Genomic DNA, 25260 nt, shown 5'->3' on the forward strand with positions numbered 1-25260 from the left:
GAATCGGGTTGGGCAAGGCCGGTTTCAAGCCTACTCAGCAGGTTCGACACCGACAGGGGAGGTTCATCCCCGGACATTAGCATTGCTGAAGAGAATGAATTTCGACACCGGCTTTGCTCGTTCCAAAAGTTGGGATGAGTTCACAGTGCCGGAAGCTCCTAAGTTGGATTTTGTTTTCACGGTTTGTGACAACGCAGCCGGAGAAGTGTGCCCAATTTGGCCGGGCCAGCCGATGACAGCCCATTGGGGCGTTCCCGACCCTGCGCATATCGAAGGCACGGATACCGAAATTGCTCTGGCATTCTCCGATTCCTACAGGATGCTATTTTCAAGAATTTCGATCTTTACAGCTCTTCCACTGGCCAGCATAGATCGCCTGTCCCTTCAGAAAAAGCTTGATGAAATCGGAAAATCAAAAGAGAAAGCTGACGAATGTCCGTAGATGCAAATACCAGCGCCAACACTTCCGAACCTGGGGGAATTGGCTTTTTTGAGAAATGGTTGTCCATATGGGTCGCCCTGTCGATTGCGGCAGGATTGATCCTTGGCGAACTTTTCCCAAGCCTGTTTGGAACACTTGCGGCACTTGAATATGCCCATGTCAATCTTGTGGTCGCTGTGCTCATCTGGGCGATGGTCTATCCGATGATGGTGTCGGTCGATTTCTCCAGCATCAGCCATGTGGCTGATGAGCCGAAGGGACTGTTGATCACGCTCGTAGTCAACTGGCTGATCAAACCTTTCACGATGGCCGTTCTGGGCGTTGTATTTTTCAAATATCTGTTCGCAGATATGATGTCCGCTGCTGATGCAGATTCCTATATCGCAGGTCTTATTCTGCTTGGAGCTGCTCCCTGTACCGCGATGGTCTTTGTGTGGTCTCAGCTCACCCGTGGAGATGCCAACTACACCCTCGTTCAGGTCAGTGTGAACGATTTGATCATGGTGGTCGCATACGCGCCTATAGTCGGTCTTCTTTTGGGCGTCACGGATATTCCTGTGCCTTGGGACACACTGATCCTGAGTGTCGTTCTGTATGTGGTTGTGCCGCTGGTTGCCGGTTACCTGACGCGCAAGGCTCTTGTATCGGGCAGCAAAACCGATGAAGCAGTCGCAGAGTTCACTTCCAAACTGAAGCCAATCTCCGTGATCGGACTCTTGGCAACCGTGGTTCTGCTCTTCGGCTTCCAAGGCGGTGTCATTCTATCCCAGCCCATCCTCATTGCGCTGATTGCGATCCCGCTATTACTGCAATCCTACGGCATTTTTGCCATTGCCTATGTTGCAGCATGGGTCATGAAAGTGCCGTTCAGAATTGCGGCTCCCTGCGCACTCATTGGAACCTCCAATTTCTTTGAACTGGCCGTTGCGGTCGCTATCGGCCTTTTCGGTCTTAACTCAGGAGCCGCTCTGGCCACTGTCGTAGGTGTTCTTGTTGAAGTGCCGGTGATGCTTTCCCTCGTTGCATTCGCAAAAAGGACCCGCCAGCACTTTCCGGCATAAGGAAAATGAAAGGGATCGACTATGGCACAACATAAGCACTGCTATGGAACTATGTTTCACGACAGTCTGCATTTTGAAACAAACGAGAATATGGCAGGAAAGGTCTTTTCATTCGAAGTTGAAAATGCTGGCCTCACACGCTCAGATCGCCATGTCAAAGCCAGTATTCCAGAATGGGTTGAGTGTCGATCATGTGAAGAGTTTGATCATTGCTACAAACTTTGCGTTGCCAAGCTGATGCTGGAAACCGCCATAGCGAGACGTTGATCGAAGAAAGAAACAAACAATGACCGTTGTAATTCATCACAATCCCGATTGCGGAACGTCCCGCAACGTCTTGGAGATCATCAAAATGACCGGCAACCAGCCAGTCGTCATCGAATATCTCAACGATGGTTGGACAAAGCCACAGCTAATTGCTCTTTTTGCCGCGGCTAATCTCTCACCGAGACAGGCTTTGAGAGCTTCAAAATCTCCTGCAAAGGAGTTGGGGTTGACCAATCCATCTGTTCCAGATGATGAGATTCTAGAACAGATGCTGAAGCATTCGGTTCTGGTTAATCGCCCGATCGTCTGCACTCCCAAAGACGTCAGGCTATGTCGGCCATCTGAAGCCGTGTTTGAATTGTTGGATGTTGCCTCCGGCACTGAATTCGTGAACGAAGACGGAGAAAAGATCGTCGTTCCATGATCTATGAGGTGGCTCGAACTAGACGTATCGAGCCACCCTTCCTGCAGTAGAAGCTAGCTCTTCGGATAGACCAAAAGAATTTTCGAATGGCCGCTTTAGCCTGCGGCATTGGTCATCTCGCATCCGCAGGAAACGGCAACTTCCCGCCCCTTGCCAGACACGCTATCAGTGGTCACGAGTTTCGACGCTGAAGCGCATGCCTCGCAAGTCTGAGGAACTGGAACTTGAGCACTGAAAACGTCGCACTTTGTCAGAATGGTAGCAAGGAGGAGCGCGTAGATGCCTTCACTCATAGAGTGAAGAGGTACTAAGACTGAGTGATTTGAGGGAAAACTGGGGGAATAGATTTTCTGGAAACAGAAAAACCGAATAAATTCAATAATTTAAAAAGGGAGAATGGCGGAGAGGAAGTCCTTCTGACGGATTTGGATGATATTGATTTTTCTTTTTGTTTCTATGATTTTAGCCCTATTTGCATAGTGACCATCAAAAATGGATGTGTAGCAAAATGTGTAGCAACCGTCATTGACTGGACGACGTTGCAACACTGGTAAAATGGGTAGAATTAATGGGCGGTTTGATCAAACGCGGGAAAGGCACTTTCCACTTCAGAATGAGGGTGCCGAAGGAATATGTCGGTGTCGCCGGAAAGACCGAAATCCATCGCACGTTGAAAACTGACAGTGCGCGCAAGGCAGCCGAATTGGTCCCCGCGATGAGAAAGAGTGTCTTGGACGAACTGAAGGCATTGAAGCTTCTTCATGATGAGCCGAATAGCGCGAATGCTTATCGAGCTGCTCAAGAGATTGTCAAAAAACATGGTTTAAATTACATGCCTTCAGATGCCCTTTTATTGGCGCCGCTGGAGAAAACCTTGGTTCGTTTCGAAAAGCTTGCGGAAGGCGATAACATTCAGGTGGCCCGAGCACTTTTAGGAGGTATTAAAGAACCAGGTTTGCGATTGACCGGATTGGTCGCAACAGTTGAGGAATACCGTGGGCATGACAACCGGCATAAGAATGACGACCAATTGCGCAAATGGCGTAACCCTCGGAAAAAGGCTGTCCGAAATCTGATGAAATCAATTGGAAACAAGGACATACTTATCTCTGAAATCGACGCCGCGGCTGTTCAGAAACACAAAATGCTCTGGCAGAAGGCAGTATCTACGGGCAAGACGAAGCCCGACACTGCCAACAAAGATTTTATATACATGCGCTCGATGCTCAGTGATTACTACGAAAGCATCGGAATGGCCGAGTCACCAAGGCCTTATCAGGGTATTGGCATCAAGAAGGACCGTTACGAGAAACCCAACCGAAAACTCGAAATTCCGGTTAGCTGGATGACCGAGAAGTGGCTTTCACCCGGCGCATTGGATGGGATCAACCAAGAGGCAATTGATATTCTACTGATCTCAATCGAGACAGGATGCCGTCAGAGTGAGATTTCGAATTTGCCCCCACATGCGATTGTACTGGACGATCCAATCCCGCACCTTAACATTCAAGTGGAAGAAGGAGATATGTGTCGCGAGGTTAAGAATACAGCATCTCAACGGCAGGTGCCCCTCGTTGGAGTTGCTCTGGCAGCAGCCAAACGGCACCCAGAAGGATTTCCAACGTATCGTGGCAACAGCAACTATTCCAACACGATAAACAAGGCCCTGAGAGAAAAAGGCCTTTTACCCTCCGAAAAACACACTGTTGGTGGCACAAGGCATGCGTTTGAGTCTCGCTTAAAGAAGGTTCAACTGCCCAATGATGACCGTGGCGAATTGATGGGCCACAGCGTCAAGTCTATTCGGGACCGCGAACTCTACGGCGACGATATGACCCTTGCAGACAAATTGGCTTTGCACAATCTCATTGTACTTCCCGTGCCGAAGCATTTGGAATGAAACATGCTCTTTCGAACTTCGACCAGACCACCGAGAAATCGCTTTTCTCTTTTTGCTGGCATGAATAGCGCCTTTTCGGGCAACAGTCATCACAGAAGTCAGTCCCTCTATAACCAATCAGTCTTGGAAAGCGCTAACAAGGCTTCGTACCCTAGCCTCATCCACCCTGTCGAATTGCCCGATCATCCTCTCAAAGAGCGGGAAAATCGCGGGGGCCGGTAACTCTGAATTTTCGAGTTTGAAGGGGTCAACAATGCCGCAAAAAATGGAACATTCGATCTTGGCGACTGTCGACAAGATCTTCGATGACGCGTCTTCCCTTTGCCATCTGGAGGATGGCCTGAAAGAGCGCATCAAAGCCTGCAACCTCACTCTCACCATCCGCTTTGGCGTTCGTCTGCGCGGGAAAGTCATCAGCTTCAATGGCTGGCGTTCGGTGCATAGCGAGCATCAGCATCCGGCCAAGGGTGGCATTCGCTATGCTCCCAACGTCGATCAGGATGAAGTCGAGGGTTTGGCTGCCCTGATGACTTATAAATGCGCCCTGATGGGCATTCCCTTTTCCGGCTCCAAAGGGGCCTTGCAAATCGATCGCACGGAATGGGAGCCCCATGAATTGGAACGGATCACCCGACGCTTCACTCAAGAGCTTGCCAAGCGCAATCTGATCGGGCCAAGCCAGAATGTCCCTGCGCCGGATATGGGAACCAGCGAAACCGAGATGGCCTGGATCGCCGACGAATATCAACGCCTCAATCGGCTCGATATCAATGCGGCGGCCTGTGTGACCGGCAAGCCCCTCACCCATGGTGGCATCGAGGGACGGGTCGAGGCGACCGGGCGAGGCACTCAATATGCGGTGCAGGCTTTCTTCCGATCTTGGCAGGACCGCGGCCCGCTCGGCCTTGAGGGGCCTTTGAAAGGCAAGTCCGTCATCATTCAGGGCCTGGGCAATGTGGGTTATCACGCCGCCAAATTCCTGTCCGAAGAGGATGGCTGCATCATCACAGGCGTCATCGAGCGAGATGGCTCGCTATATTGCGCCGAGGGGCTGGATATTGAAAAGCTGTATCAGCATATGAAAAAAAACGGCGGAGTCAAAGATTTCCCTGGCACCACCTTCAATGCGGATGGAGCAAAGCTGCTTGAGGCACCGTGTGACATCCTGATCCCCGCAGCGCTTGAGAATGTCATTACTTCGGCCAATGCAGCCGACATTCAAGCCAAACTGATTGTCGAGGCCGCCAATGGCCCAATCAGCCATGAAGGCAACGAGATCCTGCGCGCACGCGGCATTCCGATCCTGCCCGATATCTATGTCAATTCGGGTGGCGTGACGGTGAGCTACTTCGAGTGGATCAAGAATCTTGGGCATATGCAGCTGGGATTGCTCGATCATCAGCGACAGGAAAACCAGAATCGGCGGATTGCCGAAATGCTGGAATCGATGACCGGAGCAAAGATCCCGCAGGACCAGTGGGACAGCTTTGTGCGTGGCAGCGACGAAATTGACCTTGTCCGCTCGGGCTTGGGCGAAATGATGCGCAAGGCCTTTGAACGGATGCTCGCTATCTATCAGACACGCGATGGCGTCCCGGACCTGCGCACTGCAGCCTATATTCTGGCCATTGAAACGGTGGCCAAATCCTATCAGGTTAGCGGCATTTGACCCTTCTGCAGGTCTCATCACACATTGAAAAAGCCCCTCTGACGAGGGGCTTTTTTGTTTCATCGGTTGGCAATCTTGCGATCAGATCACTGGGGTAGGCAATGGCTTACCGGCAAAATGCGCATCCAGATTGTCATAGACCAGCTTGCCCATTGCCTTGCGTGTTTCGACCGTACCGCTGGCATGGTGTGGCTGGAGCAGGACATTCTCCAGGGCAAGGAAGCGCGGATTGAGGGCGGGTTCGCCTTCAAAGACATCTAGACAGGCAAAGCCAAGCGCCTTGCTTCCCAACGCGTCGAGCAGAGCCTCTTCATCGATGTTGGAGGCACGTGAGACGTTGATCAGCATCCCGTCCGCACCCAAAGCGACAAGAACCTCTTTGTTGACGATATGGCGCGTTGCTGGTCCACCGGTGAGGGTGACGAACAAGAAGTCAGACCGTGCTGACAGTGCTTTTGCATCTTCGATATAGGTCCAGTCAGCGGCAAAGTCCCGCGGGGCGACATCGCAATAAGCGATATCCATATCAAAAGCAGCGCAGCGTCTGGCGACTTCATAGCCGATCCGGCCCAGTCCAAGAATGCCGACCGACTTGCCAAACACACGGGTCTTGAGGGGATAAAGCCCTTCATTTTGCCATTTACCGGACCGAACCCAGCTTTCTGCCCCAATCACTCCGCGCGAAGCGGCAAGCAACATGGCAACCCCCAGATCGGCGACATCCTTGGTCAAAACATCCGGCGTATTGGTGACCCGAATGTTGGCCGCTTTGGCCGCTTCCAGATCCACCGCGTCATAGCCGACCCCATAGACAGAAATGACCTCAAGGTTGGGCAGTGCTTCAATCAGCGCCCGGTTTGCTCCCAATTCGCCACGGGTCGCAATGCCGCGGATCAATGGTGCGCATTGAGCGAGAAATGCCTGTTTGTCCGTCGCCTCAAAGAAGCGATGCACCTCGAAACGCGCCTCCAGACGCTCCATATCCCATTCGGGATAGGGGCCGATTTGCAAGATGTGGGGTTTGGTCATGGATACCTCCTCGAAATAACCAGAAGATGCAGGGAAACCGCTATGGCTGCGATCGCCTCAATGCGACATGCAGCGCTTGCAAGCGGCCTAAAAAAGCTTGGCGAGCGACAACCATGCAGGCCGCGCTCGCCGAGGGAGATGAAAAGACTGAAGTCGATCACTCGGATCAACTTCAGGTGCAAGTTGGGCTGCTGTTAAGACAGGGCCTTGCAGGCTCGGGTGATGCGCGCGCACCCGTCCTTGATGATCTCTTCGCTGGTGGCGACAGAGATGCGGAAATAAGGTGATAGGCCGTAGGCAACGCCAGCAATGACGGCCACACCTTCGCTTTCGAGCAGATAGAGCACGAAGTCCCCATCGGTCTTGATCACTTTGCCATCCGGGGTTTTCTTGCCCAGAACACCGGCGCAGTTTGGATAGACATAGAAGGAGCCTTCCGACACCCCACAGGTGATACCGGGGGCTTCGTTGAGCATAAATACGGCCAAATCACTGCGCTGCTTATAGACATCCAACCACGCTTCAACATCACTCTGATCGCCATTCAGCGCCGCCGTTGCCGCCGCCTGACTTACTGAGGACGCACAAGAGGCCATTTGGGACTGAAGCTTGTTGATGGCACCAACTAATGCTTTTGGACCGCAGCCATAGCCGATGCGCCAGCCGGTCATCGCATAGGTTTTGGACACGCCATTGATCAGGAAAGTGCGGTCAATCAGACCGGGCTCCACGGCAACAGGGCTGACGACCTGCTCTCCGGTGAAGACGATTTCATCATAGATGTCATCGGTCAGCAGCCAAACCTGCGGATGACGCATCAGGACATCTGTGACGACCTTGAGGTCCTCTTTGGAATAAACCGCTCCGGTTGGGTTGCTGGGCGAATTGAGGATCAGCCAACGGCTATTCGGGGTGATCGCTGCCTCGAGGGCTTCGGCGGTCAATTTGAAACCGGTGGATTCAGGGCATTCGACAATCACTGGCGTGCCGCCGCAAGCCAACACCATATCGGGATAAGACACCCAGAATGGCGCAGGAATGAGAACCTCATCGCCCTTTTCAACGGTCGCCATCAGGGTATTGAAGATAACCTGCTTGCCGCCATTGCTCACGGTGATTTGGTCCATGCCGTAGGAAAGTCCGGTGCGTTTTTCCAGACGCGCTGCAATGGCCTTGCGCAGGGGCACGGTTCCCGGGACGGCGGTATATTTGGTATCGCCTTCCATGATGGCCTGACAAGCGGCTTCCTTGATGGAGAGCGGGGTGTCGAAGTCGGGCTCTCCAACCGTCAGATTGACAATATCGCGGCCCTGTTCGCGCAGTTCGCGGGCGCGGTCTGCGGCAGCCGTGCTGGGGGATGGTTTGATGCGCTTGATGCGATCAGCAAGTTTGAGTTCAGACACGATTTCCTCCGTGTACTTTTATGGTGGGGTCAACCGAACAGAAGGGTTGGCAACCACATGACGAATTCGGGGAAGGTTGCGAGAAAAGCGATGAAGGCCAACATCACGGCAACAAAGGGGATTGTGACCCGTGTGATGTAGCCAATGCCGTCTCCCGTCACCCCTTGAATGACAAAGAGATTGAAGCCGACCGGAGGCGTGATCTGGGCCAGCTCAACAACGATCACCAGAAATACCCCGAACCAAACCTTGTCGAAGCCAGCAGCCGTGACCAACGGCAGAACCACTGGCAGGGTGGTGACAATCATCGAAAAGCCTTCAAGGAAGCAGCCCAGAACCAGATAGATGCAGGTCAAGGCAAGGATCAGCATGAAGGGCGACAGTTCAAGGCTGGCGACATAATCGGCCATGTGGGAGGCAATGCCGAGGAAAGACGTCACATTGCCCAGAACTGTCGCACCAACGATGATCAGGCCGATCATGCTGCAGGTTTGCATGGAGCTTAGCGCGATATCACGGAACGCCCCAAAGCTTAGGCCACCCTGAACGGCAGAGACGAGTATCGCCCCGAAAACGCCCACAGCTGCGGCTTCGGATGGGGTCGCAATGCCACCATACATCGAGCCAAGAACCAGAAGGATCAGGAAAACCGCTGGTGCGAGTTCCTTCAGCGCCGCAAATCGTTTGGCCATGGACACGTTGCGCAACTGACGCTCGCTTTCGGGTATCATGTCCGGCTTCAAGCTGGTGCGCAGCACGATCATCCCCATAAACAGGATGGCAAGCAGAATACCTGGCAAAAAGCCAGCCGTGAAAAGGCGCAAAACGGATTCCTCGGCCAGCACACCATAGATGATCATCACGGTGCTGGGAGGAATGAGAAAGCCCAAGGTGCCGGCCCCGGCCAGACTGCCGATGGCAATGTCACGGGAATAGCCTCTTCTGAGCAATTCAGTCAGGGAGATACGCCCTACCACCTGCGTGGTGGCCGCCGAAGAGCCGGAAATGGCAGCAAAGATCGAGCATCCAACGATGTTGATATGCAGCAGCCGCCCGGGCAAGAAACCCATCCAGGGCGCAAGCCCGTTGAACAGAGAGCGCGAGAGCCTGGTACGGAACAGAAATTCGCCCATGATGACAAAGAGTGGCAAGGCCACCAGCTCACTGGTCGTGAGGACGTTGAAAAAATATTGTGGCAGGAGCTTGTCGATGGGAATGTCACGAAACAGAGAGACCATCGTGACGCCCGTCCCCATGAGAGACAGACCAACCCAGACACCAGAGCCCAGAACCAGCAACAGGAAGAGCAACAATGTGCTTACGATAACCGCCATCACGTCAATCCTTGTTCTCTTCGATCACGATGTCTTCGGATGAGGCAGCCTTGAGACTTGGTAACTCAAGAGGCACGCCAAGCAAGCAGCGGAACAATCTCTCCACCAGCGCCAAGGTCAGGATAGAAGCGCCGATTGTCATTCCGGTTTGCGGAATCCAAAGAGGGGTATAGCTGGCAAAGGACACGTTCCCGTCCATGAAGGAGCGGTAGGTGAATGCAATCAATGCCCATGAGAGGAACGCCGAAAAAAGCGTACCAACCAAAGTGGCAAAGGTTTCAACTACATGTCTGATCTTGGGTGAGATGAGAAACAGCAAAGCTGTGACCCGAATGTGCCCCCCTGCCCGCATGGTGATCGCAGAGCCAAGCATGAAAGCTGTGCCCATCAGATACCCGCTATATTCCCATGCAATTGGAATATCGGTCCGCATACCGGGAATGATTTTGGACAAGGAAGAGACTGCGACTTCAGAGAAGACCAGAAATGTCAGGAGCGTCAGGCAAATCGTGGCAAGGATTCCTCCACCTATGGCGAGCCAGTGAACGACCCGCACATAGATGGAGAAGATTGCCGGAATTGCCGCCTGGTTAGCACGGATTTCCGGATCACTCATGCTTACTCTCTCCCGAGTTCAGCAAGATATTGATCAACGATCTGTTTGGCAGCAGGAACGCGTTTGAGATAGTCATCGAGCAGCACCTTGGTGCTTTTCTGGATGTCTGCAAACATGGCCGGGGAAATGTCGACCAGTTCCATGCCTTTTTCCTGCATTTTCGCGACGCTCTCGAGATCTTTGTCGCGTGCAACACCCCAGAATTCTGGCTCAAGCTTCTGGGCAGCCTCTTCGATCGCTTTCTGATCGGCTGCGTCAAGCTTGTTCCATGCATCGAGGTTCACCGAGACGATGTTCGAGCCCCAGGTGTGGTTGGATGGATAGACATATTTCAGGAATTCCCAGAATTTCCCGTCCACGCCAGAGGTAGCAGACGTAGCAACGCCTTCAACACGGCCAGAGGCCAGTGCCGGGATCAATTCACCCCAAGGGATCTGGACGCCAGCCATGCCAATGGCTTTCATGGTGTCGACGGTGGTTTTGTCGGCACCACGGATCTTGATGCCTTTCAGCTGCTCAGCCGCATCCACCTTCACTTTCAGATACATATATTGCTTGGGGGATGGCACATAATAGAGGAATTTCTGGTTGTATTTCGCGGCAACCTTTTCGATTTCCGGGCGCCAGAATTTATGCAGAACCTTCAGATCATCCATCGAGGTGACGAGGAATGGCACATTTTCGAGACCGAACAGAGGCTCGTCGCCAATCTGCTGGCTGCCCAGAATGTCAGCCATCGGCACAAGGCCATCCCGCACGGCGCGCAGATGCTCAGGCCCCTTGAAGCCCAGAGCGCCACCGGCATGAACATTGATCTTGACGTTGCCGTTGGTTGCTTTTTCGACCTCAGCGGCGAATTTTTTGACATTCTGGGTGCCATAGTTTGCCTCTGGCAAAACTTCTGACAGGTCAAGCGTCACTGCATTGGCGGCAGGCACCGCAATGAATGCGGATGTAGCCAGAATCGTGGCTGCGCCAAAAACAAGATTGCGTACTTTGCTAAACATGGTAGCTCCCTTCTTGTTGATGTGATTGATAGCGGAAATTTGTTCCGTCATGTTGTTGTCCTCCACAAGTTCGAGGCCTTAGCCTCTAGTCTTTTCCTCCAGTTTCATTCGCTGTGTGACGAATGAACTCCAAACCACCCAACGCCTGATAGGTCGGCAAAATTTCAATGAAGCTGACATTGGCGTAGGATGGGGCCGCAACCGCATTGGCGATCGCATCTGCGATGTCTTCAGGCATGAGCAATTCATAGCCTTCGACAAAATCTTTCTGTGCTTGTTCGGGATTGCCGTGAACCTTGCCGAAAATCTCGGTTGCCACACGCGCAGGGCAGAGCTCGGTTACTCTGACGCGGCGTCCCAAAACATCAAGGCGCAACTGGTTGGTCAATGCGCGAACACCAGCCTTGGTGGCGTGATAGATGGTGTTGGATGGGAATGGATAGGCCGCAGCAATCGAGGTAATATTGATGATATGGCCACAATCACGCGCCATCATTCCTGGCAAAACGGCGCCGATTCCGTGCAGCACGGCCCGGAAATTGATGTCGACCTGAGCATCAATCTGCTCTGGTGACAAAGTGTGAATTGTCCCCTTGTGGTCAACGCCAGCATTGTTGACCATGACATCGACCTGCAAGGATTCCAGCAGCTTGCGATAGGCCTGCGTGTCGGAGATGTCGATCGCGTGCGGGATGCACTTGATGCGACTAGCCAACTCATTGAGTTTTTCCTCATTGCGCCCAACTGCATGAACGGTAAGGCCTTCTTTGGCGAAACGCTCTGCAATTGCTCCGCCGATGCCGCCTGAAGCGCCTGTTACCAACGCAACTTTATAATCTGAAAATGCCATCATTCCCTCGCAAACTCGTGATAGGTTGCGATCAGCCTATTCAGGCCGCTGCGAGGTGAATAAGAAAATTTGCTTCTACCCTAAAAGGATTTGCATATATTTCTTTTTTTGTGACGGTTGGGTATTCTAGGCGCAGCAATGCGTAACACCGACGGACTATGGGGTGTCTTTTCGATAGGGACCAGTCGGTTTGGCCGGGGATGAGGATGCCTTAGATGGATAGCAAACGACTGAGCTATTTTGTAAAAATCATTGATAAAGGCAGCCTTACAAGGGCTGCAGATGCGCTGAATATCGCCCAGCCCGCCCTTAGCCAACATTTGATCAGCCTTGAAAACCAGTTCAAGCAACAGCTGGTGATCCGTGGCCGACATGGGGTCACCCTGACCGATGCGGGCAAAGCACTTTACCGTCATGCCCAGATCATTCTCAAGCAAATGGAGCATATGTCCTATGATGTCACGGCGGCCTCCAAGGTGCTGTCGGGCAGCGTGTCGGTCGGCCTTGCGCCCTACAGCACAACATCCACCCTGTCGCTGTCCTTGCTGAAGGAAGTCAAACGCCAGCATCCGGAAATCATGCTCCATATCAACGATAATTTTGGCTCTATTTTCAGCGAATTGGTGATGAATGGCCGGATGGATCTGGCATTGATTTATGATCCGGGCATGATGCGGGGCGTCAATTTTCAGCAAGTCGCTGTCGAGGAATTGTTTTTCATTACGCGCCGTTCGCAATCCAGACCCAATGATGGTGCCGACGAGATTTCTCTGGCCTCACTGGAATCGGAACCACTTCTCCTGCCCAGTCGGATCCATCTTTTGCGCACGCTCGTCGATTCAGCCTTTGAGAAAAGCAATGTCACGCCAACCATCGTGGCGGAAATCGAGTCCATGGAAACCTTGGGAGCGGCGATTTCCGAGGGGATCGGATCGACCATCTTGCCATGGTCAGCAGCCAGCCGGATGACCGATTTCAAGCGTTTGACCTTGCGCCCGATCAAAAAGCCGAAAATCGAAGCCACCATATCGGTCTGTGTATCGGACAGCATTCCCTTGTCGGAATCGGCCATGGCCGTTCATGACATTCTATTCCGGCAGGTGCGTGAACTGATTTCCACCAATCAGTGGCCGGGCGTGCGCCCTCCCCTCTGAGCGTCGCTAGGGTTTGGTGCAAGGCAGGCTTCATCCTGCCTTGCCATGGGTCAAGTATAAGGCGAACCGATCATCCCATAGCCAATTGATGTTTGTTCAGGGGGGCCTTCGCCTCCTAGTCTTTCTTCCAGAGCATTTGTGAAAGAAAGGCAAGACAATGGCGCATGTCATTCGCACCATCAAGCGACCAGACCCTGCTCTGGTCGAAGCAATCGCACGTTTCACACCAGCGACGCTGCATGAAGCGCAGGGCCGTCGCGGTGCCTTGGCTTCCAAAATCAAGCCAATCTATCCGGGCATGACCGTCTGCGGCCCGGCCCTGACCATCAAGTCCCATCCCGGTGACAATTGCATGCTGCAATTGGGCATCAGCCTGGCCAAGCCCGGCGATGTTCTGGTGTTTGCTACCGACGATTCAAACGAGCAGGGTTGCTTTGGTGAAGTGCTCGGCACTTGGGCCATGTCCCGCGGCGTTGCCGGCTTGGTCACTGACAGTGGCGTGCGTGACGGGCCAGCACTGAACAAGAAAGGCTTTCCGGTCTTCAGCCCCGGCCTTTGCATCAAAGGCACCGTCAAGGAGAGCCTTGGCACCATCAATAAGCCAATCTCCTTCGCAGGTGAAATCATCAATCCGGGTGACATCATCGTTGGTGACGATGACGGTCTGGTGGTTGTTCGTCCGTCCGAGGCCGCAGCGGTCGCGAAATCCTCGCAGGAGCGCGACGATATTGAAGCCAAATTCATGGCCAGCTATGGCGAAGGCGCCGATCACCTCGCCTTGACCGGCCTTGACAAAATCCTCGAAGCCAAAGGCATCACCTACGAGGATTGAGCGTCAACCAGACAAGTCCCAGAGACCCTTGCTCATGATGAAACAGACTCAGCTGAGTCGATTGCAGCACTTGGCTTCAGACCCCGAAATCGCTGAATTGGAAGTCACGCATACCGGCTTTCACGCACACATTCGAGCGACCGCCCCCAATTGCACACATAGTCCTTCTTTGCATCGCGAAAAGGACGGGGGCGTTTCGGTGTCTGACCCTTCTGCCTCGGCTCGGTCAACCTCCGGCCTGTTGTCATCCTTCGCAAAGCGTCTCTGGGGCTTACCCTTATTCTTGTGGCGTCACATGAGGTTGCCTTGGCATCAGCCGCAGCCACAAAGCCGAGAAGAAGATCAGGGCAACAGCCTATAAACGGGACAGCAGGTTTCCGGCCTATGAGCAAAAAGAACGAAACTTTCAGCAGACCGAAGGAACGGGATTCCGTAAGCCTGCTTGGGACCAGCGCCCTGCTGTTTGAGGCGGCGGGCGCTTTTGACCTTGCGAGCCAGCGCCGCATTTGGGCCTTGGCCGACACCTTTCAGCAATGGGACGGCGTGAAGGAAGCCATTCCGGGTATGACCAACCTGATGCTGACCTTTAGCACGCCCCCTGAAGACCCTGAACGCTATAAAGGCTTGGTGCTGCAGGCTTGGGAGAAGGCGCAAAGCTGGGACATAGAAGGCAAGACCGTCGAGATTCCGGTTGTCTATGGCGGCGAATTGGGCCCGCATCTTCACGATGCTGCGCAATTGACTGGCCTGACCATTGACGAAGTGGTCGCCATTCATTCCGGGCAGAGCTATTCGGTCTTTGCCCTCGGTGCGCATCCCGGTCTTGGCTATTTGGGTATCACGGATGAGCGAATTTGGGTCCCGAGACGGGAAGTCCCGGTTTTGAGTGTCCCTGCCGGGTCGGTCTCGATTGGTGGGATGCAGACCGCGGTGTCCGCTTCGGCTGGAGCCAGTGGCTGGCACACGCTGGGTCATACAGATACGGAATTCTTCTTTCCCCATCAGGACAATCCGACATTACTGGCTCCAGGAGACAGCGTGACTTTCCGGGTCGAGAGGATCATCAAATGATTTCGATTGCATATACAGTCGGCCTATCGATGGTGCAGGATCTGGGCCGCGACCGCCATTATCGCCACGGGGTCAGTGTTGGCGGGGCTATGGACCGTCTGGCTTTGGAAATGGGCAATGCGCTGTTGGGCAATGCGCCGGGTTCAGCGGGCATTGAGGCAACGCTTTTTCCGCTCAAGATCACCTTTCAGGAAGAGACGGAAGTCGCCATCACCGGCGCCCATTGTGCAGCGAACCTTGATGGCCGCGCCTTGCCACCAAACTGGGCCTTTCTGGCGCGAAAAGGACAGTGTCTGAGCCTTGATCGTCTGCTGTCCGGCTCCTTCGCCTATATTACCTTTGCTGGTGGCATCGATGTCCCTGACATTCTTGGCTCGCGCAGCACCCATCTTCGATGCGCCTTTGGCGGGTTGGAGGGGCGTATGTTGCGCAGTGGCGATGTCCTGCCGCTCGGCCCAAAGCCGGCTGACAGGACCGCTCTGGACAGCATCGGTTTTGGCGTCTGTGAGCCGTCATTGCAACTGCCTGCGCCTGTGTCAGATGTGGTGCCAAATGGCGACACCACCCTGCTGCGCTATTTGCCAGCAGCGGAACATGACGCTTTTGATGCGGCGTCACTGGACGCACTGGTTTGGACCAAATGGCATATCACCCCTCATAGCAGCCGGGCTGGCTACCGGCTGGACGGAGCCAAACTGCAACTCAAGGACAAGTTGGAAATGCGCTCGCACGGCATTGTTCCGGGCGTCATTCAGGTGCCCCCGGGCGGTGCCCCGATCATCCAGACGGCGGATTCCCAGACCTCTGGTGGCTATCCCAAGATCGGCACCGTGATCGAGGCGGACATGTGGCGGTTGGCCCAGACCCGCATTGGCACGCATGTGCGGTTCGTTGAGACCGACTATGCGGACGCCCTGCAAGCATGGAAGGCCAGCCAACACTATTTGAGCGACATTCGGGCCAATGCCAAGGCACTAAGAGAGGTTCAAGCATGACCCAGAAATCGGACATTGAAAACCTCGAACAGGATGTCGAGACGGTCATTAAATGGGCCAAGCAAAACAAGCTCGAAGCGCTTGGCGTAGAGGTTGGCGACCTGCGCGTGCGGGTGATGTTGCAGGACCCGAACAAGAGAACCAAAGGCCTCGCACTGGATGAGGCTGATCTTGCCGACGCCCATCTGTGCCGCGCTGCCAGTCAAGGGATCTGGCATTTTCATCATGCCGATGCAGACAAGGCCGTTCTGTTGGCGGGGCAACCTGTTCCGGCGAGCATGCCTCTGGGCTATTTGACCATCGGCCCGATGCTGCTGCCCGTCACCAGCCCCGTCGCGGGCACATTGACTGCGGTTTTTGTTGACAATGGCGACATGGTCGCCGCGGGTAGCCCACTCTTTGCCGTCCGCCCAAATCAATGAAGGCAGAGACAGGCAAGAGCTTTGAAAGGAAATTGACATGCAAATCGATCTGAACTCCGATCTTGGCGAAGGCTTTGGCCCTTACAAACTGGGTGATGATGAAGCCTTGCTGAAAATCGTAACCTCCGCCAACATTGCGTGTGGCTATCATGCCGGGGATGCGGTGATTATGGATAAGAGCGTGCGTGCGGCCCTTGCCAACAAGGCCGATATCGGTGCGCATGTCGGCTTTCCGGACCGGCTGGGATTTGGTCGGCATCCCATCCATATGGAGCTGGCAGAGCTGGAAAAGCATGTGATCTATCAGCTTGGCGCTCTGGAAGGCATTGCCCGCGCGGCCGGGCACAAGATGACCCATATGAATTTTCACGGTGCCTTGGGCAATATGGCCTTTGTTGACAGGCCTTTGGCCGAGATGCTGGTCGATGCGGTGGCATCCTTCAACCACGATCTCATCCTGCTTTGTCTGGCCAATACCGAATTTTCAAAAGCTGCCGAGAAAAAAGGCTTCAAAACAGCCAATGTCTTTCTGGCTGACCGGGCCTATGATGATGATGGCATTCTGGTCAAACGTGGCCTGCCGGGGGCGGTGATCGAAGATCCAGAAGCGGTTAAACAGCGGGTGAAGCAGTTTCTCGATGACGGGGCGATCCTCTCCATCAATGGCAAGCGTTTGACCACACCGATTCACACCATATTGGTGCATGGCGACACGCCGGGATCCGTGACATTGGCCAACACGATCCGCAGCCTGATCCAAGATGAAGGCCATGCCCTGACCCCACTCTCGCAGATGGATCTCTAGTCAATAGATGCCTGATCGCCGAAGCTCTGCGGCTCAATCGCACTGTGTGACTGAGCCGCGGATCATCAATTCCGGTGTTAGGCGGATATGCTCTGTTACCTGGCTGCTTCCAACACCGTCCTGATCGAGAATACGCAGCAGCAGCTCTGCGGCTTTTTTGCCGATCAGAACCGGATCCACCCCGACCGTTGCAATGGGCGGATGAGTGAAACGGGAAATCTCGAAATTGCCAAAGCCTGCCAGACCGATCTGGTCAGGAATGGTCACTCCCCGTTCCACCAGCGCGCTCATCGCGCCAAAGGCAGCGGGATCTGAAACACAGAAAATGCAGTCTGTATCCGGGAATGCGTCCAGCAGTCTGTTGCATGTATCCGCTGCCGCTTCCAAGCTGATTGGCATGGTCGCGGTATGGGTGACGCGATGGGCGGACAGTCCAGCATCCTGCATGGCTGCTGTAAATCCTTCGCGGCGCGCTCCGGCGCGGCTTCCTTCGTCATTGACTTCGCCCAAGAAAGCGACCCGTTGATAGCCCTTTGCCAGAAGGGCCCGCGTCATATCGTAGGCTGCCTTGAAGTTGGAAAAACCGACCGTATGCTGTACCGCATCATCCGGGGTCTCCCACAATTCAATCACTGGAATAGTAACCTTATCCAACCGCCGTCTGGCCTCTTGCGAGTGGCCGTCATAGCATAAGATCAAAGCTTCGGGCCGATGCCGCAGCATTGTCTCAATCAGCTCTTCTTCCTTGTCTGGCAGATAATCCGTATAGCCAAGCAGGAGTTGTTTGTCGGCTTTTTCCAGTTCGAGCGTCAGGATGTGAACGGTTTCAGCCAAATGCTGGTTATTCAGGGAAGGCAAAAGCATGGCGACAAATCCCGATTTCCGGGAAGACAGACTGCCTGCCGCCTTGTTGGGCACGTAGCCCAGCTGATCTACCGCTTGCTGAATGCGCAGGCGGGTTTCTTCGGTGACGAAGCTGACATTGCGCAGAGCACGCGAGACCGTCATGGGCGAAACACCCGCGGCCTCGGCCACATCCTTGATCGTCACATGAGCTTTGGTGGACCGGCGAGCCATCGGTGCAATCTCTCCAAACAGGCATAGTCTCAAGATGTTGGCTAACATCCATGGCAACAGAAGACAAGCGGCTGCTGATTACAGGGAACAAGAAAGCGGAAGGCCGCGAAAAGACCATTTCGGTCCAAATATGTGCCTTCCGCTTTTCTCACCCCCGCTCACCGCGAGAAAGCCATTACGATCATCAAACGTCAAACAGAGGCTCACCACTCAGTATGGAAGCTGCCTTGTCGGTCGAGACGCTCATAGGTATGGGCGCCGAAATAATCTCTCTGAGCCTGCAATAGATTGGCTGACGAACGTTCTGTGCGATATCCGTCATAATAGGCCAGCGCCGAGGAAAAGGCCGGAACCGGTACGCCTTGATCAATGGCCAGTTTGATCATCGCGCGCCAAGCCGTCTGACCGTTGGCCAAATACTCGGTAAAGGGCTCGGCGCACATTAGATTGGCAAGAGACGGCGTCTGTCGATAGGCTTTGGCAATATCATCCAGCAGATCAGCACGGATAACGCAGCCACTGCGCCAAATGTCTGCAACATCGGCGAGATCGGTCTGCCAACCATGGTCTTTGGATGCTGCCGCGATCAGCGATAAGCCTTGTGCATAGGCCACGATCACCGCACAAAGGGTTGCATCCCTCAGGCAACCGATCGAAACATCGCCAGCAACGGCAGATTCGCAAATTGGCCCATGAAGTCGCTTGCTGGCGTCAACCCGTTGCTCTTTCATTGAGGCCATAGCGCGGGCAAAAACGGCTTCTGCGATGGTGTTGGCTGGCACGCCATAATCAAAGGCGGCTTGCGAGCTCCATTTGCCGGTGCCCTTCTGTCCCGCCTTGTCCATGATGATGTCGACAAGCGACCCTTTTGCCAAATAATCGCTGCGCGCCAGCACTTTGGAGGTGATCTCGACCAGATAGGAAGACAGGGCGGTTTCGTTCCATTCGGCAAAAATGCGGCTACACCATTCATTGTCGAGGCGGAAAACATCACGCATGACCAGATAGGATTCCGCCAGAATTTGCATGATCGCATATTCAATGCCGTTGTGAACGGTCTTGACGAAATGCCCTGCCCCGTCGCTGCCCACCAGAGCGCAGCAAGGGGACTGATCGAACTTGGCCGCAATGGCTTCCAGCATCTCAGCACAATTGCCATAGGCCGTGGGATCACCGCCAGCCATCATGGACGGACCATGACGCGCGCCTTCCTCGCCACCCGAAATGCCAAGCCCGAGGAAGCGCAGCCGCAAGGAGCGAAGATTTTTCTCGCGCCGGATCGTTTCCTCGAAATGCGAATTGCCACCATCGATCAGACAATCATTGGCTTCCAGCAGGGAAGCAAAGGCATTGATTTGCTGGTCAACGGTCTCGCCAGCCTTGACCATCAGCAGCAAACTGCGGGGGGGCTTTAGGGCATTGACCAGCGCCTTTTCACTGGTCGCCAGAAAGATATTGTCCGCCAGCTCCGGCGCTTCTTTATCGCGCAATTGCGCCGTCAGGCTTTCGCGGGCCTCTGGCCACGGGTCGAAGGCGGCGACGAAATATCCCTTTTCGGCAAAATTCAGTGCCAGATTGCGCCCCATCACACCCAAGCCAACAATACCGATGCTTTTACGCTCCATAATCACCTCGACTAATCACCACATATCCTTGATATAGTCATAATATGTTATCGATATCATTTTGAATATCATCGATATGTGGTGTCATATGGTTTCCTTATAGACTTTAAATTCAAAACTCTATTTGAACTTTCATGGAAATATTACGATCCAATGCAGCCTCAAATGCATCAACCGCCTGCTCCAACAGGAAGCAGCCAGTCAGAAGTGGCGTAAAGTTGACACGACCAGAATCGATCAATTCAACAGCCCAGGCGAATTCCTCGAAGAAGCGGAAGGAACCGCATAGCTCGATTTCCTTGGCAACCACAACATTCTGCGGCAAGGTCACATCCCCACCGAGGCCGAGCTGCACCAGCCGTGATCTGGGGCGCAAGAGATCCAAGGCCGAAACAATGGCTGACTGGTTGCCGGAGCATTCGAAGCAGACATCAAAATAGCCCTTACCCCGCGCATAAACATCCAGCTCGTCACCCGAAGTCGCCACATTGATCGCACGATCCGCCCCCATGGCTTGTGCTCGCGCCAAAGCGCCATCAACAATGTCCGTGACAACAATCTCCATCGCACCATGCAGTTTTGCAGCAGCAACAACCATCATGCCGATGGGACCGACACCTGTCACCAGCACCCGCTTGCCGATCAGGCTCCCAGCGCGCTTAACCGCATGCAACGCCACTGAAAATGGCTCTGCACAGGCAGCCTCATGCACATTACTGCTTTTCGAAAAAGCAAAGCATTGCTTTGCTTTAGCAACAACCTTCTGGCTGAAAGCACCATGCACATGGGGCATGCGCATCGCACTGCCATAAAAGCGCATATCAATACATTGATTGTGCATAGCCGCCCGACAATAGGCACAATCACCACAAGGGAGGCTAGGATTGATCGCAACCAAATCCCCCACTTTGACATTGGCAACAGCATCCCCCGCCTGACGCACGATACCAGACACTTCATGCCCAAGGATCATCGGCATCTGAATGCGGACCGCGCCAAAACCACCACGATTGTAATAGTGAAGGTCAGAGCCGCAAATGCCACCAACCGCAATATCAACCAGCACATCGTCCGCACCGACCTGACCCAGTTCGGTAGTTTCCAGGCGAATATCCTTTGCGCCATAACAGATGATGGATTTCATTTTCCACTCCCAATTCAACATTTCTCGCCATGCGGCCGTTCCACTTGCAACACACACAGACTCAGATCCCACCAATCCTCTTCGCCACATCAGGCCCTGAGCGTATCAACCGCACAGCAAGAGACTTGACATCATGATTTCTTTTGTATGATAACGTTATCATATCATCATGCAAGTGTATTTTTATACTTGAAGCAGGAAAGGGAGTTGTGGTGAATATCGACAGACTATTCGGCCTGAAAGGCAAGAAGGCACTGGTCACCGGATCTGGACAGGGCATCGGATTTCAATTGGCCAACGGCCTTGCAGACGCTGGGGCCGAAGTCATTCTCAATGACATCGACCCAAAGCGGCTTGAAAAAGCAGCCAAATCGTTGCACGACCGCGGTGCAACGGTGCACACACTTGGCTTTGACGTAACCGATCCAGAACTGGTCGCCAAAGCAATCGACGGCTTCGAGGCGGACATTGGCCCCATTGATATCTTGGTCAACAATGCCGGCATGCAACATCGGGCGCCGCTGGAAGAGTTTCCCGTCGATGCGTTCGATTTTCTGATGAAGCTGAATGTCAATTCGGTCTTCTATGTTTCAAAGGCCGTTGCCAAACATATGATCGAACGCAAGGCGGGCAAGATCGTCAATATTTGTTCGGTCCAGACCTCTTTGGCTCGCCCTTCCATTGCCCCTTACACCGGATCAAAAGGAGCCGTCGCCAACCTGACCAAGGGCATGGCAACTGACTGGGCAAAATATGGCCTTCAGATCAACGGCTTGGCCCCCGGTTATTTCAAAACCGAACTGACATCCGCACTTGTGGCCGACGAAGAATTCACTGCATGGCTGAGCAATCGCACACCAGCCGGGCGCTGGGGCGAGGTCAGCGAACTGGTTGGCGCTTGTATTTTCCTCAGCTCCGAAGGCTCCTCTTTTGTGAATGGACACATTCTGTATGTCGATGGCGGTATCACAGTCTCACTCTAAGCCATTGCCCATCATCATTGTTATGGGCGTTTGCGGTTGCGGCAAATCCACGATTGGCGAAAAGGTGGCGGCGCTCTATGGCCTTCCCTTCATGGATGCCGATGACTATCACCCAAGATCGAATGTCGAGAAAATGTCCAAGGGCATTCCTCTGGGCGACTTGGACCGATGGCCTTGGTTTGTAAATCTGGCCGAAGCAATGAACGAGAAAACAACAGCAAGCGGCAGCGTTGTTTGTGGCTGCTCGTCACTCAAACGCAGCTACCGTGATCTGCTTGTCGAGAAACTCAATAAGCCGGTCCTTTTTGTCTATCTGGATGGGGACCGAGACTTGCTGCTGAACCGAATGTCGGCCCGAAAGGGGCATTATATGCCAACAAGTTTATTGGATAGCCAACTGGCGACGTTGGAAGTCCCGCAAGCTGATGAAAAAGCGCTGAAAATTCCAATTGACCAGAATATCGCGTCGATCGTTGATCAGATTAACACAGCTCTGACCTAAATGGCCGCTTGGTCCGCGAACATGAACAAAGTGGCCGGTTCACTCGGCCACTTTGATTTTGGTTTGGAAAAAATTGCGGCTCCAACATAGCAGGATGGAGAGAGCTTCAACACTTCAACGTTTTCGTCTTCGAACGTTCATGAAGTCCCTGACACAAGTGAGCGGCGAAATCACAGCAAGGGTCGCTTTGACACATCTCGATTCATTTAGGCGTGATCGGAGAATTGATCAACACAGTCATCACAGCGATCACAATTCATCAGACTGGCAGGCCTTGATCTGCTTCAGCATGTATAATCGCGACCGCCGCCACATAGCCTTGCGGTCTTGCTGTTTTCAATAACGGCCAATATCGGCGTTTTTTCTTGGAAAATAGCGATTTTTCAGTGCAAAGTGGGGATAGAATTAGTCAATCAGCATCTTGATGCATGCTGAAAATGCGCGTGATCAGCCTGTGATGGAAGTGATGACGGCGTTGATGGTAACAAAGAACACAATCCAAAGCGTTGACTGTTTTCGCCTTCGCAAAATGTGCTCAAATGATAGGCAGCTGATGGAAAGGTCAGGATTTCGCCATCCAAAAATGGTCTTACGCGGGAAAGACAAGTGTTCAAGAAAGACCTTCGTCACGGTATTTCGTCAGACCGCACGGAACCATATGGCTCTTATATCGCCCTCTCTTCGCCAGAAACGGGCAATATAAGAGCCACAGGGGCTTCACTCAGTCAGCGGAAAATCGATTATCGCCTTAAAAGCAGGCCGGGGCCAAAAAGCGCGGCCAATTCGATGACCAAAGCCAACAAATAAGGCAGTCGCATTTTATGGCTATCGCCATAAAGATGCATGTCTTCGAAGGCAAGAACCAGACCTGCAATCATTTGCGGCGGCCTTTCCAATTTCGATGACATTTGATCAAGTTGGCTCTGTGCGTCTTTTGCCTGTAATTCTGCTACCTCGGCTGCATTTTGAAGTTTTCTGGCTTTGGGGCCACACCCTCCATGCGCACATTCCTCGTCCGCTTCGGCCTGCAAGGCAATCGCTTGCAGGCGGAATTCTTTGACGTCAGCCTTCAGACTTTCGATTTTTTCCTGGTTTTGGTCAATCCGGCTGTTGATCAGTTGCCCTTGCGCAAATGAAGCAGACAACATTGAACTCGAGCACAAAAATGACACCGATGCCAACATGAAGCCAATCACGAAGTAAGGCACTGCCTGACCACACAGGTGCCTTGAGACGAGATTTATACCTTTGGCGACAAACAAGGGACGACCGAGATCCAGAGCCGCCATAATTGCCACTAGTGTTGACCTAAAAAAGAAATCTGAACCCGCAATCTCCCAGGCAAAGCGCACATTGATTGCGATCTGAGCCACCCAGATCAACATGCACACAGCGACTGAAAAGACCATGACGATTGTCGTCATGCGGCCAGGTCTGCTTGTTTTGAAGCCATTGGCTTTTTGCCACTTGCCCTTTTTCGTGCCAGCCTTGATCTTGCCGTCACGCTTACATTGCTGCAAAAGGCGTTGATGCACCTTTTCATCGTCGGCACCTTTTTGTCCAGCATCCGCAAGGGCCTGGACGAAATCTGCGGTATCAAAGGTTTCTGGTAACTGCAAAAGTGCATCGTCAAGATGCTGCATCAACACCGGCACATCATTATATGTTCCATAAGTCTCATTCTTGTCACTCATATTAACCCTATTCCTCGGCATTACCGATTACTCGTTTTACACTGAGGCTTTGAGCGTGATCGCTGCAGATCACATTTCTTCGCGCAGAAGCCCCGATTGGGAATTAGGGCGGATTTCAGAGTACCGGAAAAAATTAGTCACTTTTTTCATCTAATGACGATTTGACAGCATCGAGCTCATCAATACGCGCCCCGTTCCTTTGCTTGGCGGGCGATTTCAAGAGCAAGATTCAGTCGCTTTTGCTTGTCTTCGAGCTTTTCGATCTCAGCGTGGATCCTTTCAAAATGGGGTAACAGCCATTCTTCGCCATCCGCAATCAACATGGCTGCCTTCTCGCGAGCGGAACGCAGGCGTGCCAGATAAATCTCCGTTTCACTTTGGGGTTGGCTTTTTGTTGCTCTATTGAGATCGGATAGTCCGCATTTCGGACCTATTTCGCATAATGAGGTCATGTCAGACCATCCATGCAAGGCATCTGCTGGGCCGCATTGGACAGCATCCACGACTGGCAGCCGGGCTGCCTGCCATGGATTGGCACTCTCTCCAAATTAGTCGTTGAGAATTGCGATGCCATAACGCCGAGATCCCATCTCTGATCGCAGGATTGCGATCAGGGCCAGCGCCACGTCATGCACCGGCCTACATCAAGGACCTATGGCGATTTTGGATCAAACCCAAACGGACTCGTGATTTTTTTAGCGTTCGTAGAGATAAAATGGAAAAAATCGCAGATTTCAGCCAACTTGCGCGACACTTTTCCTGATAATTATCATAGAAGTTTCAGTCTTCGTGCCTTCTTTGGTTCATCTAAAGCACTGCAAATAGACAATCAATCCTGTCAATACTGTCCTGTTGGTCAGCATCGAGCCAAAAATTCCGATTTTAACTAGACATGATCTGTCAAAAATAGCTTAACCTTGGGAAATAGGGCAAATGGCAGGACAACCCAAACGG

At 53.1% G+C, this 25260-nt stretch carries 25 protein-coding genes; 14 read left to right on the forward strand and 11 right to left on the reverse strand.

Translation table 11 applies throughout. The features are described 5' to 3' along the window. The 6 genes from DSD30_RS20425 to DSD30_RS20450 form a co-directional block, all read left to right on the forward strand. The coding region (locus DSD30_RS20425) for an arsenate reductase ArsC (RefSeq protein WP_157967804.1) at positions 1 to 442 on the forward strand (442 nt) is incomplete at its 5' end. Next, positions 433 to 1503 carry an ACR3 family arsenite efflux transporter gene (gene arsB / locus DSD30_RS20430; RefSeq protein WP_114011613.1) on the forward strand — a complete coding sequence of 357 codons (1071 nt, stop codon included), beginning with the start codon at positions 433 to 435 and terminating at the stop codon, positions 1501 to 1503. The genes DSD30_RS20425 and arsB, both read left to right, overlap by 10 nt. Before the next feature lie 21 nt (positions 1504 to 1524). Next, positions 1525 to 1770: a hypothetical protein gene (locus DSD30_RS20435; RefSeq protein WP_157967805.1), complete on the forward strand. Its 246-nt coding sequence runs from the start codon at positions 1525 to 1527 to the stop codon at positions 1768 to 1770. A gap of 19 nt (positions 1771 to 1789) precedes the next feature. Next, a complete protein-coding gene (gene arsC, locus DSD30_RS20440; RefSeq protein WP_114011615.1) occupies positions 1790 to 2194 on the forward strand; it encodes an arsenate reductase (glutaredoxin) in 405 nt (134 codons plus the stop codon). A 568-nt stretch (positions 2195 to 2762) separates the two neighbouring features. Then, a complete protein-coding gene (locus DSD30_RS20445; RefSeq protein WP_114011616.1) occupies positions 2763 to 4094 on the forward strand; it encodes a DUF6538 domain-containing protein in 1332 nt (443 codons plus the stop codon). A 253-nt stretch (positions 4095 to 4347) separates the two neighbouring features. Continuing rightward, positions 4348 to 5763, forward strand: coding sequence for a Glu/Leu/Phe/Val family dehydrogenase (locus DSD30_RS20450; RefSeq protein WP_245418566.1), 1416 nt, complete (start codon positions 4348 to 4350; stop codon positions 5761 to 5763). A gap of 81 nt (positions 5764 to 5844) precedes the next feature. Here the strand turns inward: DSD30_RS20450 and DSD30_RS20455 are convergent, their stop codons facing one another. The 6 genes from DSD30_RS20455 to DSD30_RS20480 all read right to left on the reverse strand — a co-directional run bounded on the left by DSD30_RS20455 (position 5845) and on the right by DSD30_RS20480 (position 12002). Then, positions 5845 to 6792, reverse strand: coding sequence for a 2-hydroxyacid dehydrogenase (locus tag DSD30_RS20455; RefSeq protein WP_114011617.1), 948 nt, complete (start codon positions 6790 to 6792; stop codon positions 5845 to 5847). Between the two features lie 194 nt (positions 6793 to 6986). Further along, positions 6987 to 8195, reverse strand: coding sequence for an aspartate transaminase (locus tag DSD30_RS20460; protein ID WP_114011618.1), 1209 nt, complete (start codon positions 8193 to 8195; stop codon positions 6987 to 6989). Between the two features lie 29 nt (positions 8196 to 8224). Further along, positions 8225 to 9529 (reverse strand): TRAP transporter large permease, encoded by a 1305-nt coding sequence (locus tag DSD30_RS20465; protein WP_114011619.1) that lies wholly within the window; start codon positions 9527 to 9529, stop codon positions 8225 to 8227. 4 nt (positions 9530 to 9533) lie between these two features. Continuing rightward, a complete protein-coding gene (locus DSD30_RS20470; RefSeq protein ID WP_114011620.1) occupies positions 9534 to 10145 on the reverse strand; it encodes a TRAP transporter small permease in 612 nt (203 codons plus the stop codon). Positions 10146 to 10147: 2 nt separating this feature from the next. Continuing rightward, the gene (locus DSD30_RS20475) at positions 10148 to 11152 is read right to left on the reverse strand and encodes a TRAP transporter substrate-binding protein (RefSeq protein WP_114011652.1); all 1005 of its coding nucleotides are present in this window, start codon (positions 11150 to 11152) and stop codon (positions 10148 to 10150) included. A gap of 85 nt (positions 11153 to 11237) precedes the next feature. Continuing rightward, on the reverse strand, positions 11238 to 12002 hold the full coding sequence (locus DSD30_RS20480) for an SDR family oxidoreductase (RefSeq protein ID WP_114011621.1): 765 nt from the start codon (positions 12000 to 12002) through the stop codon (positions 11238 to 11240). A 215-nt stretch (positions 12003 to 12217) separates the two neighbouring features. Between DSD30_RS20480 and nac the strand changes: the two genes are divergently transcribed. The 6 genes from nac (at position 12218) to DSD30_RS20510 (ending at position 17281) form a co-directional block, all read left to right on the forward strand. Then, positions 12218 to 13156, forward strand: coding sequence for a nitrogen assimilation transcriptional regulator NAC (gene nac, locus DSD30_RS20485; protein ID WP_114011622.1), 939 nt, complete (start codon positions 12218 to 12220; stop codon positions 13154 to 13156). A 157-nt stretch (positions 13157 to 13313) separates the two neighbouring features. Beyond that, entirely contained in the window at positions 13314 to 13988 is a 675-nt protein-coding gene (locus tag DSD30_RS20490) for a 4-carboxy-4-hydroxy-2-oxoadipate aldolase/oxaloacetate decarboxylase (RefSeq protein WP_114011623.1), read from the forward strand. A 384-nt stretch (positions 13989 to 14372) separates the two neighbouring features. Next, positions 14373 to 15059, forward strand: a complete 687-nt coding sequence (gene pxpB, locus DSD30_RS20495; RefSeq protein ID WP_114011624.1) for a 5-oxoprolinase subunit PxpB — start codon at positions 14373 to 14375, stop codon at positions 15057 to 15059. Next, positions 15056 to 16054, forward strand: coding sequence for a 5-oxoprolinase subunit C family protein (locus DSD30_RS20500; protein ID WP_114011625.1), 999 nt, complete (start codon positions 15056 to 15058; stop codon positions 16052 to 16054). Before pxpB ends, DSD30_RS20500 begins: the two co-directional genes overlap by 4 nt. Beyond that, positions 16051 to 16476: a biotin/lipoyl attachment domain-containing protein gene (locus DSD30_RS20505; protein ID WP_157967806.1), complete on the forward strand. Its 426-nt coding sequence runs from the start codon at positions 16051 to 16053 to the stop codon at positions 16474 to 16476. Before DSD30_RS20500 ends, DSD30_RS20505 begins: the two co-directional genes overlap by 4 nt. Positions 16477 to 16513: 37 nt before the next feature. Next, a complete protein-coding gene (locus tag DSD30_RS20510; protein WP_114011627.1) occupies positions 16514 to 17281 on the forward strand; it encodes a LamB/YcsF family protein in 768 nt (255 codons plus the stop codon). 33 nt (positions 17282 to 17314) lie between these two features. On the opposite strand, the gene DSD30_RS20515 is transcribed toward DSD30_RS20510, so the two are convergent. The 3 genes from DSD30_RS20515 to DSD30_RS20525 all read right to left on the reverse strand — a co-directional run bounded on the left by DSD30_RS20515 (position 17315) and on the right by DSD30_RS20525 (position 21127). Further along, a complete protein-coding gene (locus DSD30_RS20515) occupies positions 17315 to 18358 on the reverse strand; it encodes a LacI family DNA-binding transcriptional regulator (protein WP_114011628.1) in 1044 nt (347 codons plus the stop codon). Between the two features lie 203 nt (positions 18359 to 18561). Next, entirely contained in the window at positions 18562 to 19983 is a 1422-nt protein-coding gene (gndA, locus tag DSD30_RS20520; protein WP_114011629.1) for an NADP-dependent phosphogluconate dehydrogenase, read from the reverse strand. Positions 19984 to 20095: 112 nt separating this feature from the next. Further along, positions 20096 to 21127, reverse strand: a complete 1032-nt coding sequence (locus DSD30_RS20525) for an L-idonate 5-dehydrogenase (RefSeq protein WP_114011630.1) — start codon at positions 21125 to 21127, stop codon at positions 20096 to 20098. Positions 21128 to 21345: 218 nt separating this feature from the next. On the opposite strand from DSD30_RS20525, the gene DSD30_RS20530 reads away from it, so the two are divergent. Both DSD30_RS20530 and DSD30_RS20535 read left to right on the forward strand, forming a co-directional pair. Next, positions 21346 to 22110, forward strand: coding sequence for an SDR family oxidoreductase (locus DSD30_RS20530; protein WP_425359479.1), 765 nt, complete (start codon positions 21346 to 21348; stop codon positions 22108 to 22110). A 22-nt stretch (positions 22111 to 22132) separates the two neighbouring features. After that, positions 22133 to 22612 (forward strand): gluconokinase, encoded by a 480-nt coding sequence (locus DSD30_RS20535; RefSeq protein WP_245418567.1) that lies wholly within the window; start codon positions 22133 to 22135, stop codon positions 22610 to 22612. A gap of 740 nt (positions 22613 to 23352) precedes the next feature. Here the strand turns inward: DSD30_RS20535 and DSD30_RS20540 are convergent. Continuing rightward, positions 23353 to 24306, reverse strand: coding sequence for a hypothetical protein (locus DSD30_RS20540; RefSeq protein ID WP_114011632.1), 954 nt, complete (start codon positions 24304 to 24306; stop codon positions 23353 to 23355). Positions 24307 to 24485: 179 nt separating this feature from the next. Then, a complete protein-coding gene (locus DSD30_RS21675; RefSeq protein ID WP_157967807.1) occupies positions 24486 to 24758 on the reverse strand; it encodes a hypothetical protein in 273 nt (90 codons plus the stop codon). Positions 24759 to 25260 lie beyond the last annotated feature (502 nt).

Origin of the sequence: Cohaesibacter intestini, assembly GCF_003324485.1 — a bacterium.
Lineage (GTDB): Bacteria > Pseudomonadota > Alphaproteobacteria > Rhizobiales > Cohaesibacteraceae > Cohaesibacter > Cohaesibacter intestini.

Bases quoted from the DNA above. Each gene is read 5' to 3' on its own strand.
- arsB (WP_114011613.1), top strand. From the start codon at position 433: ATGTCCGTAGATGCAAATACCAGCGCCAACACTTCCGAACCTGGGGGA.
- DSD30_RS20435 (WP_157967805.1), top strand. From the start codon at position 1,525: ATGGCACAACATAAGCACTGCTATGGAACTATGTTTCACGACAGTCTG.
- arsC (WP_114011615.1), top strand. From the start codon at position 1,790: ATGACCGTTGTAATTCATCACAATCCCGATTGCGGAACGTCCCGCAAC.
- DSD30_RS20445 (WP_114011616.1), top strand. From the start codon at position 2,763: ATGGGCGGTTTGATCAAACGCGGGAAAGGCACTTTCCACTTCAGAATG.
- DSD30_RS20450 (WP_245418566.1), top strand. From the start codon at position 4,348: ATGCCGCAAAAAATGGAACATTCGATCTTGGCGACTGTCGACAAGATC.
- DSD30_RS20455 (WP_114011617.1), bottom strand. From the start codon at position 6,792: ATGACCAAACCCCACATCTTGCAAATCGGCCCCTATCCCGAATGGGAT.
- DSD30_RS20465 (WP_114011619.1), bottom strand. From the start codon at position 9,529: ATGGCGGTTATCGTAAGCACATTGTTGCTCTTCCTGTTGCTGGTTCTG.
- DSD30_RS20470 (WP_114011620.1), bottom strand. From the start codon at position 10,145: ATGAGTGATCCGGAAATCCGTGCTAACCAGGCGGCAATTCCGGCAATC.
- DSD30_RS20475 (WP_114011652.1), bottom strand. From the start codon at position 11,152: ATGTTTAGCAAAGTACGCAATCTTGTTTTTGGCGCAGCCACGATTCTG.
- DSD30_RS20480 (WP_114011621.1), bottom strand. From the start codon at position 12,002: ATGGCATTTTCAGATTATAAAGTTGCGTTGGTAACAGGCGCTTCAGGC.
- nac (WP_114011622.1), top strand. From the start codon at position 12,218: ATGGATAGCAAACGACTGAGCTATTTTGTAAAAATCATTGATAAAGGC.
- DSD30_RS20490 (WP_114011623.1), top strand. From the start codon at position 13,314: ATGGCGCATGTCATTCGCACCATCAAGCGACCAGACCCTGCTCTGGTC.
- pxpB (WP_114011624.1), top strand. From the start codon at position 14,373: ATGAGCAAAAAGAACGAAACTTTCAGCAGACCGAAGGAACGGGATTCC.
- DSD30_RS20500 (WP_114011625.1), top strand. From the start codon at position 15,056: ATGATTTCGATTGCATATACAGTCGGCCTATCGATGGTGCAGGATCTG.
- DSD30_RS20505 (WP_157967806.1), top strand. From the start codon at position 16,051: ATGACCCAGAAATCGGACATTGAAAACCTCGAACAGGATGTCGAGACG.
- DSD30_RS20510 (WP_114011627.1), top strand. From the start codon at position 16,514: ATGCAAATCGATCTGAACTCCGATCTTGGCGAAGGCTTTGGCCCTTAC.
- DSD30_RS20515 (WP_114011628.1), bottom strand. From the start codon at position 18,358: ATGGCTCGCCGGTCCACCAAAGCTCATGTGACGATCAAGGATGTGGCC.
- gndA (WP_114011629.1), bottom strand. From the start codon at position 19,983: ATGGAGCGTAAAAGCATCGGTATTGTTGGCTTGGGTGTGATGGGGCGC.
- DSD30_RS20525 (WP_114011630.1), bottom strand. From the start codon at position 21,127: ATGAAATCCATCATCTGTTATGGCGCAAAGGATATTCGCCTGGAAACT.
- DSD30_RS20535 (WP_245418567.1), top strand. From the start codon at position 22,133: ATGGGCGTTTGCGGTTGCGGCAAATCCACGATTGGCGAAAAGGTGGCG.
- DSD30_RS20540 (WP_114011632.1), bottom strand. From the start codon at position 24,306: ATGAGTGACAAGAATGAGACTTATGGAACATATAATGATGTGCCGGTG.
- DSD30_RS21675 (WP_157967807.1), bottom strand. From the start codon at position 24,758: ATGACCTCATTATGCGAAATAGGTCCGAAATGCGGACTATCCGATCTC.